Annotated in this window: 17 protein-coding genes and 1 tRNA gene; 4 read left to right on the top strand and 14 right to left on the bottom strand. The window is 32.5% G+C overall.

The annotated features are described in order from the left end of the window. Positions 1 to 256: 256 nt before the first annotated feature. From O9267_RS11110 to O9267_RS11100, 3 genes are all read right to left on the bottom strand, one after another. Entirely contained in the window at positions 257 to 1,357 is a 1,101-nt protein-coding gene (locus tag O9267_RS11110; protein WP_298179400.1) for a DUF4407 domain-containing protein, read from the bottom strand. A 122-nt stretch (positions 1,358 to 1,479) separates the two neighbouring features. After that, positions 1,480 to 1,896, bottom strand: coding sequence for a hypothetical protein (locus O9267_RS11105; RefSeq protein WP_298179399.1), 417 nt, complete (start codon positions 1,894 to 1,896; stop codon positions 1,480 to 1,482). Between the two features lie 229 nt (positions 1,897 to 2,125). Next, positions 2,126 to 3,514 carry a dipeptidase gene (locus O9267_RS11100; RefSeq protein ID WP_298179396.1) on the bottom strand — a complete coding sequence of 463 codons (1,389 nt, stop codon included), beginning with the start codon at positions 3,512 to 3,514 and terminating at the stop codon, positions 2,126 to 2,128. 156 nt (positions 3,515 to 3,670) lie between these two features. On the opposite strand from O9267_RS11100, the gene O9267_RS11095 reads away from it, so the two are divergent. Beyond that, positions 3,671 to 3,752 (top strand) — tRNA-Leu (locus O9267_RS11095). Positions 3,753 to 3,904: 152 nt separating this feature from the next. On the opposite strand, the gene O9267_RS11090 is transcribed toward O9267_RS11095, so the two are convergent. Both O9267_RS11090 and O9267_RS11085 read right to left on the bottom strand, forming a co-directional pair. Further along, a complete protein-coding gene (locus O9267_RS11090) occupies positions 3,905 to 5,665 on the bottom strand; it encodes a DUF885 family protein (protein ID WP_298179393.1) in 1,761 nt (586 codons plus the stop codon). Between the two features lie 34 nt (positions 5,666 to 5,699). Beyond that, complete coding sequence (locus O9267_RS11085; protein ID WP_298179390.1) at positions 5,700 to 6,062, bottom strand: nuclear transport factor 2 family protein; 363 nt, start codon at positions 6,060 to 6,062, stop codon at positions 5,700 to 5,702. 125 nt (positions 6,063 to 6,187) lie between these two features. Here O9267_RS11085 and O9267_RS11080 point away from each other — a divergent pair, with 125 nt between their 5' ends. After that, positions 6,188 to 8,314 carry a M3 family metallopeptidase gene (locus O9267_RS11080; protein ID WP_298179388.1) on the top strand — a complete coding sequence of 709 codons (2,127 nt, stop codon included), beginning with the start codon at positions 6,188 to 6,190 and terminating at the stop codon, positions 8,312 to 8,314. 48 nt (positions 8,315 to 8,362) lie between these two features. Here the strand turns inward: O9267_RS11080 and O9267_RS11075 are convergent, their stop codons facing one another. The 4 genes from O9267_RS11075 to O9267_RS11060 all read right to left on the bottom strand — a co-directional run bounded on the left by O9267_RS11075 (position 8,363) and on the right by O9267_RS11060 (position 12,416). Beyond that, complete coding sequence (locus O9267_RS11075) at positions 8,363 to 9,253, bottom strand: pseudouridine synthase (RefSeq protein ID WP_298179386.1); 891 nt, start codon at positions 9,251 to 9,253, stop codon at positions 8,363 to 8,365. 190 nt (positions 9,254 to 9,443) lie between these two features. Further along, the gene (locus tag O9267_RS11070; protein WP_298179383.1) at positions 9,444 to 10,364 is read right to left on the bottom strand and encodes a geranylgeranylglycerol-phosphate geranylgeranyltransferase; all 921 of its coding nucleotides are present in this window, start codon (positions 10,362 to 10,364) and stop codon (positions 9,444 to 9,446) included. Positions 10,365 to 10,374: 10 nt separating this feature from the next. Next, the gene (locus tag O9267_RS11065; RefSeq protein WP_298179380.1) at positions 10,375 to 11,313 is read right to left on the bottom strand and encodes a mevalonate kinase; all 939 of its coding nucleotides are present in this window, start codon (positions 11,311 to 11,313) and stop codon (positions 10,375 to 10,377) included. Between the two features lie 23 nt (positions 11,314 to 11,336). Then, positions 11,337 to 12,416, bottom strand: a complete 1,080-nt coding sequence (locus O9267_RS11060; RefSeq protein ID WP_298179378.1) for a diphosphomevalonate decarboxylase — start codon at positions 12,414 to 12,416, stop codon at positions 11,337 to 11,339. A gap of 84 nt (positions 12,417 to 12,500) precedes the next feature. Between O9267_RS11060 and O9267_RS11055 the strand changes: the two genes are divergently transcribed. Beyond that, entirely contained in the window at positions 12,501 to 13,175 is a 675-nt protein-coding gene (locus O9267_RS11055; protein ID WP_298179375.1) for a VOC family protein, read from the top strand. A gap of 1 nt (position 13,176) precedes the next feature. Further along, complete coding sequence (locus O9267_RS11050; RefSeq protein WP_298179372.1) at positions 13,177 to 13,659, top strand: TspO/MBR family protein; 483 nt, start codon at positions 13,177 to 13,179, stop codon at positions 13,657 to 13,659. A 48-nt stretch (positions 13,660 to 13,707) separates the two neighbouring features. Here O9267_RS11050 and O9267_RS11045 read toward each other — a convergent pair whose 3' ends face one another. The 5 genes from O9267_RS11045 to O9267_RS11025 all read right to left on the bottom strand — a co-directional run bounded on the left by O9267_RS11045 (position 13,708) and on the right by O9267_RS11025 (position 21,791). Further along, positions 13,708 to 14,916, bottom strand: a complete 1,209-nt coding sequence (locus tag O9267_RS11045) for an NAD(P)/FAD-dependent oxidoreductase (RefSeq protein WP_298179370.1) — start codon at positions 14,914 to 14,916, stop codon at positions 13,708 to 13,710. A gap of 66 nt (positions 14,917 to 14,982) precedes the next feature. Further along, entirely contained in the window at positions 14,983 to 15,669 is a 687-nt protein-coding gene (locus tag O9267_RS11040; protein ID WP_366522005.1) for a glycerophosphodiester phosphodiesterase family protein, read from the bottom strand. A 138-nt stretch (positions 15,670 to 15,807) separates the two neighbouring features. After that, positions 15,808 to 17,460, bottom strand: coding sequence for an alpha-amylase family glycosyl hydrolase (locus O9267_RS11035; protein WP_298179366.1), 1,653 nt, complete (start codon positions 17,458 to 17,460; stop codon positions 15,808 to 15,810). 96 nt (positions 17,461 to 17,556) lie between these two features. Then, positions 17,557 to 19,392, bottom strand: coding sequence for a glycoside hydrolase family 13 protein (locus O9267_RS11030; protein ID WP_298179363.1), 1,836 nt, complete (start codon positions 19,390 to 19,392; stop codon positions 17,557 to 17,559). Between the two features lie 95 nt (positions 19,393 to 19,487). Beyond that, positions 19,488 to 21,791, bottom strand: coding sequence for a glycoside hydrolase family 65 protein (locus tag O9267_RS11025; protein WP_298179361.1), 2,304 nt, complete (start codon positions 21,789 to 21,791; stop codon positions 19,488 to 19,490). Between the last annotated feature and the right edge of the window lie 27 nt (positions 21,792 to 21,818).

Genomic DNA, 21,818 nt, shown 5'->3' with positions numbered 1-21,818 from the left:
TGATGAAAAAGCAAATACAGATAGTGGTTTGGCAAGTTTGTCTCAAGATCAGTTATTTGAAAAACTTCAAAATTATAAAAAATTGCTTGATAACGGATTAATTCTTCAAGGTGAATATGATAAATTGAAAAATGAAATTTTGAGTTTTTTGTAATTGCCACAAAAATTGCTAACTCAAAAAGTTTTTATTATAGAGTAAAACCCGATAAAATTAACTTTTTTATCGGGTTTTCTTTTGTACTTTTTATTAATAAAATTACATCGACTTCTTTTGTTTCTCAACAAATCCATCGGCTTGTAATTTCAATAATTCCAAAGCGCCTTTTTTCTTGTAATTGTATAATTCTTTATCGTCTTTGATGTCGGCGTAAACTTTGTCGTAAATTTCAGCATCGGTTTTTCTTTGCAATTCACTCTGGTAGCGATTTTGTGCAATTAGGTTTTTAATTCCCATTTCAGCATCTTCTTGCTTGAAATCATATTCGCCTCTAGGAGAAAGTAATTTGGCAATAATTGGCGAAGTTTCAATTGCTAAAAACAGCAACATAATGAAAATAGAAGGCAATGATGGTAATTTATTCAAAGCATTGATTCTTGCCATTAATCCGTCGAAACCGTCAATTATTGGTTGTGTTTCTGTTACTTTTTTATCTAAATCAGCTTGAAGCGTTTTGCCTTTTTCTTCTTTTTCTTTGATTTTTACAGCGTTGGTAGCTTTCAAACTATCCAATTGTTTTGAAGCTAAATCATACGCAGAACGTTTTTCTTTATAAATTGGACCTTTTCCCATTTTTTTGGTTCCAGCTGTTCCTTCAGCTTCTGTGATATACGAATTGTATAAATCAGCAACTTCTTTTTCTTTTTTTGTAATAGAAGATTTTAAACTGTCAATTTCTGTTTTGTTTTTGTCAACATCGGTTTTGAAATAATTGGACACTTGGTTTTTATTTGCCATTGCCATTTCGTTTTTTTCTTTCAATAAAACCGTTTCAATTTCTTTTTGAAAGATTTTGATTTCCAATGGTTTTGAAATTACAATGGCAATAATAATCGCTAACGCAATTCGAGGTGTAGCCTGAATGAATTCGTCTAGAAAATTATCGCGTTTTTTAATCGTAGAAACAATAAACCTATCGAGATTGAAGATTAACAATCCCCAAATAAATCCAAAGAATACTGCGGTATAAACATTGTCGAAAACCGTAAAAAGTGCATAACTACTAGCAATAAAAGCCATAATTGCAGTAAAGAAAACAGTTGCTCCTATTCCTGCATATTTGTTTTGTTCGCCGTTGGAACAACCGTTCACAATGTCTTTATCGACACCAGAACATAAGATAAAAAAACGTTTTAACATAATGATTGATTTTGATCCACCAAAGGCGGACAGGTTGATGATTGATGATTAGTACAAATTTAACGCCAAAAATTACAGATTGTTGTAAAATGTTGAAAATTATAGCTTTTGAGGTTGATATTTTATTTAGAAACAGACATTAGTTCGCCATAATTATATGTTTTTGTTTCTATGAAAATTCCATTTTTGTCATAAAATAGCCATTCGTCAAAGTAGAACCAATGTGCTAAATCGTCTTTGAGAATTAATTTTGTTTTTCCAGTTGAAGCTATTTTTCCGTTTGGATGATAGTTGATTACGTTGCAAATATCTTTTTGGTAGCTTTCTTTTTTTATGAGTTTGTTATTTGCGTAATAGAACCAACGTCTTTTTTCAATTCCATTTTTGTATTTCCCTGTGGTTTTGTATATAATATTATTTACTGTATCGGTGTAAATCCAACGACCAATTTTGACTTTGTCTCTGGTTTGATTGACTTTACAACTATTTATGGTAAATAAAAACAGTAGCAAAACGATTTTTAAAAGTATAGATTTCATTTTGAAAAAATTAGCTGTTACTAAAGTAGTGATTTTTCGCGTTAGAGATTGAAGAGAAAATCCTTTTTCTTTTTTCTTTAAAAAGAAAAAGATTGTAACGGAAAGCTCGACCTTGTTGCCAGCCATAATTTCTATTTTAAAATAGTGTTGTGCAACAAGGTAACGCACAAATAAAAAATCCGCTCAATCAACTATGAATGAACGGATTAATGTAAGGTGATAAGAAAAATTATTTACTCATTTCCACAAAATACTTATAAAACAATGGAATGGTTTCAATACCTTTCAAGTAATTAAATACTCCAAAATGTTCATTTGGTGAGTGAATGGCATCACTGTCTAAACCAAATCCCATTAAGATTGTTTTTGATTTTAATTCTTTTTCAAACAAAGCAACAATTGGAATACTTCCACCAGAACGAACTGGAATGGCTGGAACTCCAAATGTTTCGGTGTAGGCTTTATTAGCCGCTTGATAACCGATGCTGTCAATTGGTGTTACATAACCTTGACCACCATGATGAGGTGTCACTTTCACTTTTACCGATTTAGGAGCAATGCTTGTAAAATGTTTTGAAAACAATTCGGTGATTTCTTCCCAATCCTGATTTGGAACCAAACGCATTGAAATTTTAGCGTAAGCTTTGCTTGCAATAACCGTTTTTGCACCTTCGCCAGTATAACCGCCCCAAATTCCGTTAACATCTAATGTTGGTCGGATAGAGTTTCTTTCGTTGGTTACATAACCTGTTTCTCCATAGACATCTTCAATAGCTAATGCTTTTTTATAATTGTCTAAGCTGAAAGGTGCTTTTGCCATTTCGGCTCTTTCGGCAGCAGTCAATTCTTCTACTTTATCATAAAATCCTGGAATGGTGATATGATTATTTTCGTCATGAAGCGACGCAATCATTTTGGTCAAAACATTGATAGGATTAGCAACGGCACCACCATAAAGACCAGAATGCAAATCACGATTTGGACCTGTAACTTCTACTTCTACATAACTCAAACCACGTAATCCTGTTGTAATTGAAGGTTGTTGATTGGAAATCATACCAGTATCGGAAATCAAAATCACGTCGTTTGCCAGTTTTTCCTGGTTTCTTTCTACAAACCATCCTAAACTTTTTGAACCTACTTCTTCTTCACCTTCAATCATAAATTTTACGTTGCAAGGTAAATTGTTGTTGGCAATCATGTATTCAAAAGCTTTTACGTGCATGTACATTTGACCTTTATCATCGCATGAACCACGAGCGAAAATAGCACCTTCAGGATGAATTTCGGTAGTTTTAATTACGGGTTCGAATGGAGGAGAAGTCCATAATTCCATTGGATCTGGCGGTTGCACATCATAATGTCCATACACCAAAACCGTTGGTAAATTTTTATCAATAATATGTTCGCCAAAAACAATTGGATAACCAGGTGTTTCACAAATTTCTACGTGTTTGCAACCTGCTTTTTCTAAACTTGTTTTTACGGCATTAGCAGTATCAATTACATCTTGGGAATAAGCGCTATCGGCACTTACTGAAGGAATTTTCAATAATTCGATTAATTCAGATAGGAAACGTTCTTTGTTTTGTTGAACGTATTGTTTTATATTGTCCATTATAGTTTGTTAAATGATAATGTCAAATATACGAATACAAATTCCAATATTTAAATTCCAAAATCCAATTTTTTAAAGAAGTTTTATTTTTTTTTGGAATTTGTTATTTGATAATTGGAAATTACAAAGTATTATGTATATTTGCACCCACAATTCGCGGATATGGTGAAATTGGTAGACATGCCAGACTTAGGATCTGGTGCCGCAAGGCGTGTAGGTTCGAGTCCTATTATCCGCACAAAAGCCCAAACATTTCGTTTGGGCTTTTTTTGTGGAAATAGGCGAGAAGTTTATGCTGAGCGAAGTCGAAGTAAGCCCTATTATCCGCACAAAAAAGTCCAAACTTATCGTTTGGACTTTTTTTATTCAATATTTAAAAAAAAATATTTATTATTTCTCAATCCAAGCATTTACTTTTTTCTCCAAAAGCGCTAATGGCATCACTCCTGATTCTAAAACAATTTGATGAAATTTTTTGATATCAAATTTTGAACCCATTTTAGTTTCGGCTTTTTTACGAAGTTCTAAAATTTTAAGTTGCCCAATTTTATAAGACAATGCTTGCCCTGGAACGGCCATATAACGTTCAATTTCTGATATAATGCTCAATTCGCTTTCGGCTTCATTATCTAGTGAATATTGAATTGCTTGTTCTCTTGTCCAGTTTTTAGAATGCAAACCTGTATCAACAACCAATCGTATGGCACGGTGCATTTCACTTCCTAACATTCCAAAATATTGGTATGGATCATTGTATAATCCTAATTCTTTTCCAAGACTTTCTGTATATAATGCCCAACCTTCACCATAAGCGCCAAACCAATTAAATTTTCTAAAATCGGGTAACGCTTGGTTTTCTTGTTGCAACGACATTTGAAAATGATGTCCAGGAATAGCTTCGTGCAAAAACAAATCTTCATCTGCATAAAAATTGTATTTAGTCACATCAGGGATTGGAACATAAAAAGTACCAGGTCTCGAACCATCTGCAGCACCTTGAACATACTCGGCACTAGCCGTTTTTTCTCTAAAAGCTTCCGTTCTTTTTATTTGAAATGCTGTTTTTGGTTGAAGCGAGAAAAGCTTGTCAACATTCGGTTTAATTATTTTATGAATTTTTTCAAAATTAGCAATGACTTCTTCTGGTTTTGTGAAAGGCATTAGTTCTTTTTTACTTCTAACATGATCAAAAAATTCTTTAATGGTTCCAGTAAAACCTACCTGTGTTTTCACTTTTTCCATTTCGGCTTTTAGTCTTGCTACTTCTTTTAACCCGAGTTCGTGAATTTCTTCAGGTGTCATTTCGGTCGTTGTCCATTGTTTTACATAAGCAGCATACAATTCTTTTCCGATAGGCAAACTCCCAATTCCGCTTGTAATTCTTGATGCTGGAATGTATTCTGACTTCAAAAAAGCACTCATTTCTTTAAACTTTGGGACTAATTTTTCATTGATAGTCGTTGTATAACTCTTTTTTATGGCTTCTTTTTGAGTTTCAGATAAAGTTTCAGGCATTGTTTTTATAGAAGAATAAAATAAATTGTCTTCTACTTTAGCAGTTACCATGTCGTCAAATTGTGGTGGCAATTTTATAGATAAAGATTTTGGTAAAACGATACCTTTCGCCATTCCTTTTTTCATGTAAACCATAGCAGAATCTATCCAAGTTGCATATAATTCCATTCTTTTTTGGAAATCTTGATAATCTTTTTCGGTTTTGAATGGTTGTGCACTTTCACCCGATGCAAATTGCCCCATAGTAAGATGTGTTCCCCAAAACTGTTGAATTGGCATCAAGTTAGAAGGCGAATTAAGCAATTGTTTTCCAACAGCTACTTCCCATTTGATAATGTCAAAGCTATTTTTTTCTTCTTCTGATAACTTTTCATAATCAACTTTGGAAAGTTCTGCTTCATATTTATCAAAAAAAGTAGCTTGTTCTTTTCTGAAACTATCTGTCATTTCAAAAACTAACTGCGCATTGTAATTACTTTGTCCATTAAGCGTTGCATCTAGTGGATTTAAAAGATTTTTTTCTTGAAAATAGGCTTTTGTTAAAGTTGCAAAATCGTTGCTTTTTGATTCTGATTTACATTGAATAAAAAGAAAACTCAAAGAAATCAGAATTCCGAATAAGATTAGTTTTTTCATATTGTTTCTATTTTGAATTATAAAAGTATTGAAATTATCCGTGATAAACTCTTGAAAATACAATTTTGCCATCTTTTATTTCTAAAACTTCGGCAACAAGCATGTCTTCTTCGTTCTCAACTTTACGAATATATTCCATAAAAACACGATTTTCATCGGCGGTTAATGAGGTAACTTTGTAATTTAAAGTTGGCAATCTATCAAAAGCATCTTGCCACCAATCTCTTAAAGCATTTTTGCCTTTTATAAGTCCGTCGGTTTCGGGTTTTCTTATTTTTAATTTTGGACTAAAATGTTCTGCATTGTCGTCATATAAAGCTAGTAATTGTTCAAGATTGTGAGCGTTGAAAGCATCAAACCAACGATGCGCAATAGAAAGATTTTTGTTAACGGGCATATTTTTTTATTTTTTTCAAAGAAACAATTTTAATAAAAAGCAAAATAGATAAAAATCATAAATTTAAGTTAAGGAAAGAAAAATGGAATCATATTGTTTATTTTTACATACAAAATCACCAAATTATGAACGCAAATAAACTACTACAACTAGTTACTATACTTTTTTTTACAATGAATACAAATGCGCAAGAACTGAAAAAGTCTTTTTCTACCAATCCTTTTTTTAATTCGTATAATACACCTTATGACTTGCCACCTTTTGACTTGATAAAAAACGAGCATTACAAACCTGCCTTTTTAGAAGGAATAAAAGAGAATGAAAAAGAAATCAGCACAATAGCCAATAGTAAAGCCAAACCAACTTTTAAAAACACAATCTTAGCACTCGAAAATAGTGGTGAATTACTATCAAAAGTTTCAAGAGTTTTTCACAATTTGAACTCGGCGAATACTAATGATGACATTCAAAAAATTGCTAAAGAAATTGCACCTATCACATCAGCACATAATGACAATATTAATTTGAATGAAAAATTATTTGCCAGAGTTAAATCGGTTTGGGATAATCAAAAAACACTCAAATTAAATCAAGAAGATTCAAAGCTTTTGGAAAAAACGTATAAAAGATTTGTACGAAGCGGTGCCAACTTGAATAAAGCTGAGAAAGAAAAACTAAGAGCAATTAACAGTGATTTATCAAGTTTGACATTAAAATTTGGTCAAAATCTTTTAGCTGAAACCAATAGTTATGAGTTGGTATTATCTGATAAATCTGATTTAAAAGGATTACCATCTGAAATTATTGAACAAGCGGCATCAACTGCAAAAAGCAAAAACAAAGAAGGAAAATGGATTTTCACCTTATCCAATTCGAGTGTTATGCCTTTTTTACAATACAATGAAAATAGAGCGTTGAGAGAAGAAATTTGGAAAGCTTATACCAATCGTTGTAGTAATAAAAATGAATTTGACAATAATGAAATAGCGATTAAAATTGCCAATTTGAGAATGTCAAAAGCACAATTACTTGGTTATAAATCTCATGCGGAATATGTTCTAGAAGAATCAATGGCGAAAACACCTGAAAAAGTAATTGATTTTCTAAACCGATTATGGATTCCTGCATTGGAAAAAGCTAAGGAAGAAGAAGCTGAAATAAAAAAAATGATGGTTGCAGATGGAATTGCAAGCGATGTAAAACCTTCTGATTGGAGATATTATAGTGAAAAAATTAAAAAAGCAAAATTTGATCTTGACGAACAAGAGTTGAAACCTTACTTTAGTCTTGATAATGTTACGCAAGGTGTTTTTATGGTTTGTGATAAATTATATGGTTTACAATTTAAAAAACTTGAAAATGTCCCTGTTTACCATCAAGATGTTACTGCTTGGCAAGTTCTAGAAAAAGACGGCACCTTTTTAGGAATTATTTATATGGATTTTCATCCAAGAGCTTCTAAACGTGGCGGTGCTTGGATGACTTCGTATAAATCGCAAGAAACGGTAAATGGAAAAAGAGTGACTCCGATTGTTTCTATAACATGTAATTTTTCAAAACCAACCGCAACCGCTCCGGCTTTGTTTACCTTTGATGAAGTACAAACTTATTTTCATGAGTTTGGTCATGCCTTACATGGATTGTTATCAAATGTAACGTACAAAAGTCTTTCTGGCACGAGTGTTCCAAGAGATTTTGTTGAATTACCATCGCAAGTTATGGAAAACTGGGCAGCCGACTCAGAAGTATTAAAAATGTATGCCAAACATTATGTAACAGGAGAACCAATTCCAGATGCATTAATTGCCAAGCTTGAAAAAGCAGGAACTTTTGGACAAGGTTTTGAAACAGTTGAATATCTTTCTTCATCTTTATTAGATATGGAATATCATAACGCAACAAATGCACATTCTGGTTTAGCAGAAGAATTTGAAAAACAAGTGATGCAAAAAATCGGGATGCCTAATTCGATTGTAGCCAGACATAAATCAAATTACTTTAGCCATGTTTTTTCTGGCGGTTATTCAGCTGGATATTATAGTTATATATGGTCTGGAGTTTTAGATACTGATGCTTTTGATCAGTTTAAGAAAACAAGTTTGTTTAATTCAGAAAAATCAAATTCATTCCGAAAAAATGTACTTGAAAAAGGTGGCACCGAAGATCCAATGGAATTATACAAACGATTTAGAGGAAGCGAACCAAGTATTGAACCGCTATTGAAAAAAAGAGGTTTGGATAAGAAATCCTAGATAAAATAAAATCCCGTTTACATCACTTGTAAACGGGATTTTTAGATTTTACATATTCTTCAAATTGATAATTTCTTGTTCGGTTAGCAAACGCCAGTTACCACGTGGAAGATTTTTCTTGGTTAAACCTGCAAACGAAACACGGTCAATTTTTAAAACATCATATTTGAAATGTTCAAAAATCGAACGTACTACTTTAACATTAGAAGTTCTTAATTTGATTCCGATTTCGGTTTTTGGTTCTTTTTCTATATAACTTACTTCTTCAACTGCTAGTCTGTGATTGTCGATGGTTACGCCACCCGAAATTTTTTCTAAGTCTTCGTATTTTAGATTTTTATCTAAAGAAACTTGGTAGATTTTAGCCGACTTTTGATTAGGAAGGCTAAATTTTCTAATCATATCAGTGTCATTAGTAAATAATAACAAACCTGTTGTATTTTTATCCATACGTCCAACTGGACCAATTTTAGCATTGGTTGAACCTTTAACTAATTCAAAAACATTGCGGTTTTCACCAAACTCATCTTCGGCTGTTGTGAAACCTTTTGGTTTGTTTAGCAAAATATATACTTTCTTCTCTGGCGTAATGGTTACACCGTCAAAGTTGACAACATCGGTTAGTTTTACTAGATATCCCATTTCTGTAACAGGAACACCATTTACCTTTACATTTCCTGATTGAATGTAAATATCGGCATCACGACGTGAACACACGCCAGAATTTGCGATGTATTTATTTAGACGAATTTCGTCTTTTTCTTTTTGACGTTTTGGTGCTTGGTTAGGTTTTTTCTCCTTTTTAGCTTCAACTTCTAACTCTGCTTTAGTTTTTGGTTTTGCTTTTTTTGGACCTTGAGCACGTTTTGCCATTGCTGGCTTAGGCTTATTGGAACTTGGTCGGGAACCACCACGTTTGTTTCCTCCTGAATTATTCATAATACTTAATTTAACTTCTCAATTGAAAAATTTCAATGAGTTGGCAAAGATAGGTTTTATTGTTGAAAGTTGTTTGGTTATTCGATTGTCCTAGCCCCGATAGTAGTGGAAATCCTTTTCTTTTTTTCTTTAAAAAAGAAAAGATTGCAACGTATAGCGGGAAATAGCTTCAGATTATTACATAATTACACTATAGTCGGTAAAGTAACTTTTCGCCATTCCAAAGTACAGATGGATCGATTAGGATTATGCAAAAAACGCCTGCTACGATAATGATTTTGAGTAAATTGTGAAGTTGGTTATATTCTTCTTTAGTGTTTGATTTCGAGAGTTTTACTCCAAATAAAATTAGTAGAATTAGACAGACATAAAAATAAATATCCATGTAACCCACATCGTAAAGATTGACTAAAAAATATACCGGAATTAGGGTTGAAATTGCTAAAATAATAATGATTTTTTTAGAAACTGATTCGCCGTAAACAATTGGAATTGTGGAATATCCGTTGGCTAAATCACCTTTTAGGTTTTCTAAATCTTTTATCATTTCGCGAATAAGAATGATGATAAAAAGAAAAGTTGCGTGGCCAAAAATAACTTCATAAAAGTTTTTATAATACAGCAAAATGGCAAAAAATGGCAAAACGGCCAAAAAAGATGCCATTAGATTACCAATAAAAGGTTGTTTTTTTATTTTATGTGAATAAAACCAAATTAGGAAAATATAAACCGAGAAAAATAGAACGGCTCGCCAAGAAACAAAAAAGGCAATAAAAAACACGATAAAATTTAAGGTGAAATAGACTTGTAATTTGGTTTTTTGACTAACTAAACGATCTAATTTGGATTTGTTCGGGCGATTGATTAAATCTTTTTTGCTATCGTAAAAATTGTTGATGATATAACCAGAAGCAATGGTAAGACTTGAGGCTAAGACGATTATAAAAAGATTGAAATCGAGGATTACACTTAGTGCTCTTTTTTCGGGCGCTAAGATAAAAATAGCCGATAAGTACTGCGCAAGTGCAATTATGGGAATATTGTAACCTCTAACCACAGAAAACATACTGATAATTTTCAGTAAAGTAAGTTTGGTTTGTCGGTTGAGCATAACGATTTAATTAGAATTGGTAAACAACTTCTAATTTATAATCTTTGAGTGATTTTTTAGCTTTTTCTAAATCTTCAGTAAAACCTAAAATATAGCCACCGCCACCAGAACCACATAGTTTCAGGTAATAATCGTTAGAATCTATTCCTTCTTGCCAAATTCCGTGAAATTGTTCTGGAATCATTGGTTTGAAGTTATTTAGCACTACTTTAGAAAGTTTTTTGGTGTTTGAAAAAAGAGATTTCATATCGCCACCAAGGAAATTTTCTACGCAAGCATCGGTATATTTAATGAATTGTGATTTTAGCATGGTACGGAAACCTTGATCTTTCAAATTTTCCATAAAAATATTGACCATTGGAGCAGTTTCACCAACAATCCCTGAGTCTAACAAGAAAACGGCACCTTTTCCGTTGGCACTTTGAGATGGAATTCCGGTTGCTTCGATATTATCTTTTGAATTGATAAGAATTGGAATACTCAAATAACTGTTTAGCGGATCGAGACCAGAACTTTTTCCGTGAAAAAAAGATTCCATTTGAGAGAAAATGGTTTTTAATTGTAACAATTTTTCTCTTGTAAGATTTTCTAAAACAGTGATTTTATCTTGGGCATATTTATCGTAAATGGCTGCAACTAATGCGCCGCTACTACCAACACCGTAACCTTGAGGAATGCTTGAATCAAAATACATTCCGCGTTCAACATCACTTTTTAATAGCTCTAAATTGAATGTTACCAAAGTTGGTTGTTCGGTTTGCAATTGCTCTAAATAAGCAACAAATTTTCGTAAACTTTGATTTGATTTTATAGCTTCATCAGATGGATTTTCATCAACCTTTAATGCCCCATTGTAGAAATTATAAGGAATAGATAAACCTTTAGAATCTTTAATAATTCCGTATTCTCCGAAGAGTAATATTTTTGAGTAAAATAATGGTCCTTTCATATTCTTATTTTAGAAATGCTAAGTTATAATTTTTTTGCGCCAAAACCAATTTCGTCACAAATATACTGACCATTTTGACAATAGCCAACTAATTCGTTCTTAATAAATTGCAAAACTTTCTCTATATCGTTTTCGGGATACAAAATATGCACATTAGCACCAGCATCTAGCGTGAAGCAAACAGGCGTTTTAGTTTCATTTCTGAACTTCCAAATTTTATTGATTATTTCCAATGTATTGGGTTTCATCAGAATAAAATAAGGCATTGACGTCATCATCATAGCGTGTAAAGTCAAAGCTTCACTTTCAACTATTGCTATGAATTCGTCTAAATTTCCAGATTCTAAAACTGTTTTTAATTTTGATAAATTTTCATGCGCCTGTTCAAATCGTCTATCGGCATAAGGATGATTGTGCATCAAATCGTGTCCAACAGTGCTTGAAACTTGTTTTTCACCTTTGTCAACTAACAAAATAGTATCTTGATAATTCTTGAAATTTGAATGAATTGTTGAAGTAAATTCTACTCCAAATAAATCTGAACTTCCTGAAATTTCTTTATGATTTCCCCAAACTACTACGTTTCCTTTTACACTTCTACAAGCACTTCCCGAACCTAATCTTGCCAAAAAAGAAGCTTTTTGATAAAAATAAGCATCTGTCATTTCAGGATTTAGAAGCTTTTCTAAACTCATGATACTCATTGCCAAAGCCGCCATTCCAGAAGCAGAAGAAGCGATTCCGGAGCTATGCGGAAATGTATTAGATGTATCAATTGTAAAATGATAATCGTTTATATAGCTGCAATATTTTTCGATACGAAGAAAAAAATGATTGATTTTAGGTACAAATTCTTTTTTATAATCACCTTCATACAAAATATCAAATGTAAAATTACCGTCAATAGTTTTTTTGAAACTTACTTTAGTTGTTGTTTTACAATTATTTAAAGTAAAACTTATTGAAGGATTTGCTGGAATTTGGTTTTCTTTTTTGCCCCAATATTTTACAAGAGCAATATTACTTGGCGCGCTCCATTCAAAACTTCCTTTTTCGATAGAAGTTGAGGATAGGTTGGCAATAAAATCTTTTTCTAAAAACATCGATTTGAAAATTTATACAAATATACTTTTTTTGAAGCAAAGCAAAATAAGTAAATAGTATATTTGCTATTATATTTATAAAAAATGAATAGAAGAATTTCTCAGTTTACTTTAGTTGTTAACGATTATGATGAAGCTATAGCTTTTTATACTCAAAAATTGGATTTCAAATTAGTTGAAGACACCATTTTGAATGACCAAAAAAGATGGGTTGTAATTTCACCAAAAAACCCTAATGATTGCTGTGTTTTATTAGCTAAAGCTGTAAATGAGAATCAAAATAAAGCAATTGGTAATCAAACTGGAGGACGTGTTTTTCTTTTTTTAGAAACCGATAATTTTGAAAAAGAATATGAAAATTTAATTCATAATAATATAAAGATTGTAAGAGAACCTAGTATTGAAAATTACGGAAAAGTTGCCGTATTTGAAGATTTATATGGAAATTTATGGGATTTGATTGAGCCCGTAAAGAAAACACCATTTTGCACTACTGGAATTCTTATGATAAAAGAAGAGTCTTTGATAAATTTAGCTTTAAAAGAGTTAAGTAAATTACAAAAATATAGTAGAGAAGAAATCGGGAATTTGATTTTTGAAGTACAACAATCAATCGAAAATCCAAGAGAAATTGTTGTTTGGGAACAATTTGTTGATGAAACTGCTTTTCAAAATCATTTAAAATCAAAACATTTGCAAAACTTTTTAGCACTAAATCTGGTTGACTTTGTAAAAGGTTTTCCAACAAAATTAATTTAAAATGGAACTTAATAAATATACAAAAATTACCGTAATGGTTGCCACTTGTTTAGCTGTTGGCTATTTTTCGAGTATTGCAACTATGTCGAGTGTCAAAACTTGGTTTCCAACTTTGGTCAAACCCGTTTTCAATCCGCCAAGTTGGGTGTTTGCGCCTGTTTGGAGCATGTTATATATTATGATGGCCGTCGCAGCAGGAATGGTTTGGAATCGATTTGAACATCAAAAAGAAGAAGTTAGAAAAGCATTGATTTTCTTTGCTATTCAACTTGCTTTGAATGCTTTATGGTCAATTCTGTTTTTTGGTTTACGAAATCCATTTTTGGCACTGATAGAAATTGTTTTATTATGGTTGATGATTTATGAAACCTATCTAAAATTTGCCAAAATCGACAAAATTGCTGGTTATTTATTTATTCCTTACATCGCTTGGGTAAGTTTTGCAATGGTTCTAAATGGAAGTATTTGGTGGTTGAATAGGTAAAAAATTACAATTGCAAAATTCAATTTCAATTTCAATAAAAAAAATAAATTATAATGAATTCGCCACAATAAATCCGCCTGTCCAAGCATTTTGAAAATTAAACCCGCCGGTTATCGCATCAATGTTTAAAATTTCACCCGCAAAATATAGATTTCGATGCAGTTTACTTTCCATGGTTTTGAAGTTGATTTCTTTTAAATCTATTCCGCCAGCGGTTACAAATTCTTCTTTGAAAGTGCTTTTTCCGTTCACTTGAAATTCGCCATTTGTTAATTGATTGGCTAAATTGGTTAGCTGATTTTTAGATAAATCGGCCCACTTAGTTTCTTCTGAAATTTCAGATGCTAAAACTAAACTTTCCCATAGTCTGTTTGGCAATTCAAAGGGAGATTTTTTAGAAACTGCTTTTTTAGAATGTTCTTGTTTTAGTTCTTTTAGTTTTTCGATTGTTTCTTCAAAAGTTAAATCGTTTAACCAATTGACTTGTAAAACAAATTGATAGTTTTTATCGAATAATTCTCTTGCGCCCCAAGCCGAAAGTCTAAGAATTCCAGGACCAGACATTCCCCAATGAGTTATCAATAATGGTCCAGAAGATTCCAACTTTGTGTTTTTTACTTTGACTGATGCAAATGCCGACAAACCCATCAAATCTTTAATACGATTGTCTTTAATGTTAAAGGTAAAAAGTGAAGGAACTGCTTCAATAATCGAATGACCAATCTCTGAAAGCATTTCCCAAATTTTAGGATTACTTCCTGTTGTCATGACCAATTTCTGACAAGCAAAGGTTTCTGAATTGGTTTCAACTTTCCAATAATCTTCTGCTTTAAAAATAGATTGAACGCTTTGATTGGTTAAAACATCAATTCCAAGTTTTTTGGTAGCATTTGTAAAACAGTCAATAATAGTTTGCGATGAATCGGATATTGGAAACATTCGTCCATCGTCTTCAATTTTTAGTTCAACGCCATTTTTTTCAAACCATTCTATCGTATCTCCAGAACAAAATTGATGAAAAGGTCCGCGTAATTCTTTCTCACCACGAGGATAAAATTTGACTAAATCATTGGGTACAAAACACGCATGTGTAACATTGCATCGTCCGCCACCAGAAATTCTAACTTTGGTTAAAACTTCTTTACCGCGTTCAAGAATGGCAACTTTTAATTTCGGATTTTTCTCAACTATGTTGATGGCTGTAAAAAATCCTGCTGCGCCTGCGCCAACTAGTATTATATCGTATTTTGAATTCATTTGTTTTTTGAAAATCTTTAGCAAAGTTTTAATCTCTGCAAAGATAAACTTTTAAAACACTAAACATTAATGCAATCGTTCAGGATAATTGCAAAAAATTCCATCGACACCCAAACGAATCATTTGTTTGATTGTGTCAGGTTCATTGACTGTGTAAGTATAAATTTTGAAACCTTTTTTATGAATCAGTTCAATATTTTCTGTTGTTAAAGTTTTATACCACGGATTAATACTTTGAGCTTTTAATTTTTCGGCAATAGTGATGGCGTCAATTGGGTTCTCTTCAGTTAAAATTCCAATGGAAATTTTAGTATCAAGTTGTCTATAGTTTTCTAATTCTTCCCATAGAAAACTTGAAATATTGAAATCAGCTCTTGTCCATCCTTTTTCATAAAAAGTAGTAAGAATATCAAAAACTGGTTTGGCAGTTTTGCTTCCTTTTAATTCAATATTCAAAGGAGTTTTTTTATTTATAGTTGCAATTACTTCTTCCAAAAGAGGAATTTTATGATTTCCTTTTACAACAACTTTTTTCAACTCTTCCCAAGTATAATCTTCTATTTTTCCTTTAGCATTTGTTAAACTATCCAATAGGTCATCATGAAAAACTACAACTTCGCCAGATTTTATAACGAAAACGTCAATTTCAATCATGTCAACATCAAGCTCTAAAGCTTTTTTGATTGACGAAATGGTGTTTTCAGTTTCGTGTCCCATTGCGCCTCGATGTCCAATATTTAGTGGTTTTTTCATCATGTTGCATTGTGTAAATAGAAATGAAATTAAAAATAAATAGCAGATTTTCATTATGATAAATTTAATTGAAATTACTATCTCAAAACTAATTTGTTGAGAATTATTGGTTTAAATTATCATGTTATGATATTGTTATTAATTTTTCTCCAATAAAAGAATTCCAAATTCTGAATCAACTGTAACTTTTCCATTAATAACTTCTGATGTTTTTCCCGAATAGGCATCTTTAATCTTAGTTCCGTTTTCGAAAATTGTTCCAACCGAAATTGTTTTACTTCCGATTGGTAAATCCAAACCAACTACCACTTTATCGATAAAATTAGGTTGAGAATATTCACGACTAAAAACATATGGTGATGTAGAAATTTGCTTGTGAATTCCGGCTCCAACTGCTGGATGATTTCGTCTAAATTGACCTAATTTTTGCCAATGCAAATTAATTTCTGCCGTTTTAGGATTGTTTTTTAATTCGTTCCAATTCATAAACGAACGCAAAGTCGCGTCGCCTTGAGTACCTTCAATATCTAAAGAGCGCGCTAATTCGTCGCCATAATATACTTGTGAAATTCCTGGTGCAAGCAATAATTTTGTTGCAGACTCAAATGTTCTTTCACGTTTTTTATCAAATGGCCAACCGTCATCGTGAGAAGAAACGTAGTTCATAACCGTGTTTCCTTTCAAATCATTTTGAAGAATATTCGAATATTTAGAAAATAGTGGTTCGTAGTTCATTTTGGCTTCATTTCTAAAATCAAAATTGATTAAACCAGTAAAACCATTGGCATAATAATCGACCTTTTTATCTCCAAAATCGTAGATTCTTTTACTTCCAATGTTGTAACCATACACCTCACCAACGGTAAAAAATGGATTTTTATCCAACACTTTTTTTGGATTCTTTGCTTTAAATTCAGCGAAAGCAGCATCGCAAACTTTCTTGAAATCGGACCAAACATCTTCTGTAGTATGTTTTGCAGTATCAACTCTGTAGCCGTCAATTCCGTAATCTACAATATAATCGGAAAGCCATTTCATGATGTAGTATTTTGGCGCACGAGGATAATTTGTTTTTGCAAAAAAGGTATCCAATTCGGCTAGTTCTTCATCGTAACGTCCTTCCTTTTTCCATTTTTCGACTAAAAAAGGAGGTAATTCTACAGCTTGATTGCTTTCGGTTTTAACGTCTGGAAGATTTTCTACCAACGTACAAGCAATCGTATTTTCATAATTATTGTATTGACATTTTGGCGAAGTTCTAACCCAATCACTAGGATAAACAGAATCTTCAGAAGTAACTGGTCCAGTGTGATTGATTACTGCATCAAGCATGATTCTAATTCCTTTGGCATGTGCTTTTTGAACTAGTTCTGCCAAATCTTTTTTGGTTCCGAAATTTGGGTCAAGTGCGCTCCAATCTCGTGTCCAATAACCATGAAATCCATATGAAAAACCGGTTCCTTCATCAACGCCATCGTGAATTTGTTCCACAATTGGTGTCATCCAAATTACATTTATTCCTAAATTTTCAAAATAACCTTCGTCTAATTTTTGAATAATTCCGCGAATATCGCCACCTTCAAATCCGCGTAATTTTCCGGTTGGTTTATTTCTATTGTAGTTGATATCATTGGTTTTGTCGCCGTTATTAAATCTATCGGTTAATAAAAAATAAACGTTGGCGCTTTCCCAAACAAAAGGTGTTTTGACTTCTTTGGTTGCTGTTTCTTTTGTTGATTTACAACTTGAGAAAAATAGTATAATTGCAATTATGGATAATGTTTTTTTCATATGTTTTTATGATTTTGTCATTTCGACGAAGGAGAAATCTCATAATCTGAATTACTTTATGTGATTTCTACTTCGTCGAAATGACAAAGTGTTGATTTATTTTAATTCCAATATCAGAACTGATTTTCCTTCTATTTGAATATCGTTCTTTAGATCAAATGATTTATCTGTTAAAATATCTTTTCCAGAGTTGTATTTTGAAATATTTTCTTGAAATCTATTTGTTTTGAACGTTTTCGTTTCTGGACTGTTGTTGATTACTATCATTACGCTTTCCAAATCATTATGTCTAAAATAAACGTAAACATTATTTTCTGGAATATAATGTGTAGTTTTTCCTGAATGAATAACTGATTTGGTTTTTCTCCAAGTAAACAATTTTGATGAAAAATCGAAAAATTTCGCTTGTTCTGCAGTTCTTCCTGCTTTTGTGAAAGCGTTGTTTGCATCGCCATTCCATCCGCCAGGAAAATCTTTTCTGATATCGGCATCGCCCAATTTGTCTTTGTTTCCAGCCATTCCAATTTCTGAGCCGTAATAAATTTGCGGAATACCTCGAACGGTCGCAATTAAGGTCATCGCCATTTGGTATTTCTTAAAATCGTTTTTGTAGATTTCGTTGAAACGTTGCGTGTCGTGATTTTCTGCAAATACCAATATGCTATTCGGATTTGGATATAAGAAATCATTGGTGAAATTCTCGTATGCTTTTATCATTCCTCTATCCCAAGAACCATTGTCTTCGTTAAACATTGAACTTATAGCATCGTGTAAAGTGAAATCCATTACGCTTGGTAAATACGAATTGTAGTTTTGAATCGCTCCAATTTTACTTTCTTTTTGCCAATAGGCCATTTGTGCTTGATCATGCATCCAAACTTCACCAACTATGTTGAAATTTGGGTATTCGTCTGTTATTGCTTTTGTCCATTTAGAGATTCCTTCTTTGTCGTTGTACGAATAAGTGTCGACTCTAAATCCGTCTAAATCGGCATATTCAATCCACCAAATGGCGTTTTGTGTTAGGTAATTTAAAACTAAAGGATTGGATTGATTCAAATCGGGCATTGATGGAACAAACCAACCATCCATACAGTTTTTGGTATCAATTGCTGACGCATTAGTGTCAAATTGCGTCGTCATTCTGTAGTTCGATTGTGAATAACCCGGAAACTGATGAATCCAATTGTAGGTTGGTAAATCTTTGTACATCCAGTGTTTCCAACCCCAATGATTGGTGACATAATCCATGATGTTTTTCATGCCACGTTTGTGTAATTCGGCACTTAATTTTACATAATCTTCGTTAGTTCCATATCGTGGATCGATTTTGTAAACATCAGATTGACCGTAGCCGTGATAGGAATGCTTTTCGTCGTTATCTTCATTCAAAGGCGTTGGCCAAAGTGCTGTTGCGCCTAGTTCTTTTAGATAATCTAGATTTTTTATAATTCCTTCAATATCACCACCATGTCTTCCACCTGGAAGTTCGCGGTTGCTTTTTTCTGTTACTGATTTATCGCTGTCGTTGTTTGGATTTCCGTTGGCAAATCGGTCAGGCATTATTAAATAAATCACATCAGAAGCATCGTAACTTTTGCGTAAAGCAGAATTTTCTCGTCGTGATTTTAGAGAATAATTTTGTGTGAACTCTACTTTTTTGTTTTTTGAAAAAGAGAAAACAAAATCTTGAGCAGCTGTATTTTTAGTGTTTATTGTCACAAAAACGTAGTTAGGATTTTCGGTTTTTTGAATGCTTTCAATTACAATTGCATTGGATGTTGTTACATCATATTGCGCAATATTTTTTCCGTAGAACATAATTTGCACATTCGATAATTTCATATCTGACCACCAAAATGGAGGTTCAACACGTTCTACTTGAGCAAATGAAATGGATGTGATTAGTAAAAGGAATAATATTTTTTTCATTTGGATTTTTAGTTTAACCATTTAAGGCATATAAGTTCATTTAAGTTTTTCTTATATGTTCTTATATGCCTTATTTGGTTGATTTTTATGTTTTTTTATACCGTTACCAAACTATTCGGCTCAACTAAAACTTCTTTTCCATTTACGAAAACTAAAATTTCTTTTGTGCCTTCAAGTGAGAATGTGGTATCGTTTTGATTAACAGAAATTTTCAAAATCTGGTTTCTGAAATTGATTTTGAATGAATAACCAGCCCATTCTTTTGGAATTCTTGGTTCGAAGTGTAAGGTGTCGTTTTTAACTCTCATTCCGCCAAAACCTTCTACGATACTCATCCATGTTCCAGCCATTGATGTGATGTGACAGCCTTCTTCTACTTCTTTGTTATAATCATCTAAGTCTAAACGAGAGGTTCTTAGGTAAAAAGTATAAGCTTGTTCCATTCTACCAAGAGTTGCCGCTTGAATTGAGTGAACGCATGGAGAAAGTGAACTTTCATGAACGGTAAATGGTTCGTAAAAATCGAAATGTTTTTCTAATTGGTCTTTGGTAAAATGATCTTCAAAGAAATAGAAACCTTGTAATGTATCCGCTTGTTTTATATATGGCGAACGCAAAATTCTATCCCAAGACCATTTTTGGTTGATTGGGCGTTGACTTTTGTCTAAATCATGCACTTTTACTAGTTCTTTATCTAGGAAACCATCTTGTTGTAAATAAACATCGTGAAGTTCAGAATAAGGGAAATACATATTGTCTGCAACGGCTTTCCAATGTGAGATTTCAGCAGAATCAAGATTTACTTTACTCATTATTCGAGAATAATCTGAAGTATATTCTTTTTCTACTTTATTAATTTGTTCAATGGCATAATCTATACACCATTTAGCCAAATAATTAGTGTAGAAGTTATTATTTACGTTGTTTTCGTATTCATTTGGACCAGTCACTCCTAAAATCACATATTGATTTCTGTAAGTAGAGTAGGTGGCTCTTTGATGCCAAAAACGAGCAATTCCGATAAGAACTTCTAATCCTTTTTCAGGAATATAAGAGTAATCTCCTGTAAATCTGTAATAATTGAAAATAGCAAAAGCAATCGCACCGTTTCTGTGAATTTCTTCAAATGTGATTTCCCATTCGTTATGACATTCTTCACCATTCATGGTAACCATTGGATACAATGCAGCTCCATTTTTGAAACCTAATTTTCCAGCATTTTCAATCGCTTTATCTAATTGATTGTATCTGTAAGTTAATAAATTTCTTGCTACTTGTTGGTCTTTGGTAGCCATATAAAAAGGAATGCAATAAGCTTCGGTATCCCAATAAGTTGAACCACCATATTTTTCTCCAGTAAATCCTTTTGGGCCAATATTTAAACGAGAATCTTTTCCTAAATAGGTTTGATTTAATTGGAAAATATTGAAACGAATTCCTTGTTGCGCTTTTACATCACCATCAATAGTAATGTCGCTCATTTCCCAAATTTTAGCCCAAGCTTGTTTTTGACCTTCAACTAAATTTGAATAACCAATTTTCAAACCTTCAGCAATTACATTTTGAGCAGCAACTTGAGTGTTTTCATGATTTAATGAAACCGTGTAACCACCTAATTTTTGAATAGTAGCAACCTGTTCTTTTTTTACATCAACTTCAAATGAAAATTGAACTTTTTCGCTATTTTTTTCAATATTTATTGGAGAAGCATTTACGTTTTCTCCATTTATCAAAATAGCATTTTGCATAAACGTGGTTGCTGTAAAATGCGTTTTGAAAGTTCTAGCAGTAACAAATGCTTCATTATTTGAATGTTGAACGTTTAATGGTTCCCAGAATTTTTCTTCCCAGTTAGCATCTTCGTTATGAACTCCAGCGTCAATATATGGTTTGAAAACAACTTTAGCATCACCATTTAATGGCGTTATTTCGTAATTGATAACACCTAATTCGTCTAAATCTAATGAAAGAAAACGAGTAATTTTTACCGCTATATTCAAACCATTTTGCATAATAGCTTGAAAAGAACGATAGTAAATACCTTCTTTCATATTCAATTCACGCTTGAAATTAGCAACCGATTGACATTTGGCCAAATCAAGGTTTTCGCCATTGATTTCGATGTCTATTCCAATCCAATTTGGAGCGTTTAATACTTTTGCGAAATATTCTGGATAGCCATTTTTCCACCAACCCACTTTGGTTTTATCAGGATAATAAATTCCTGCGATATAGCTTCCTTGAAATGTTTCACCCGAATAGTGTTCTTCAAAATTGGCTCGTTGTCCCATAGCACCATTTCCGATACTGAATAAACTTTCAGACGATTTTACCATTTCGGCATCAAATCCTTCTTCTATGATGGACCAATTGTTTGGTTTGATATAATCTTGGTTCATTTTATTTTAAGTTTAAAAGTTTAGGAG

Source organism: Flavobacterium sp., from assembly GCF_027531705.1.
In the GTDB taxonomy this organism is placed as follows: domain Bacteria; phylum Bacteroidota; class Bacteroidia; order Flavobacteriales; family Flavobacteriaceae; genus Flavobacterium.
This window is presented reverse-complemented; position numbering and strand designations above follow the sequence as displayed.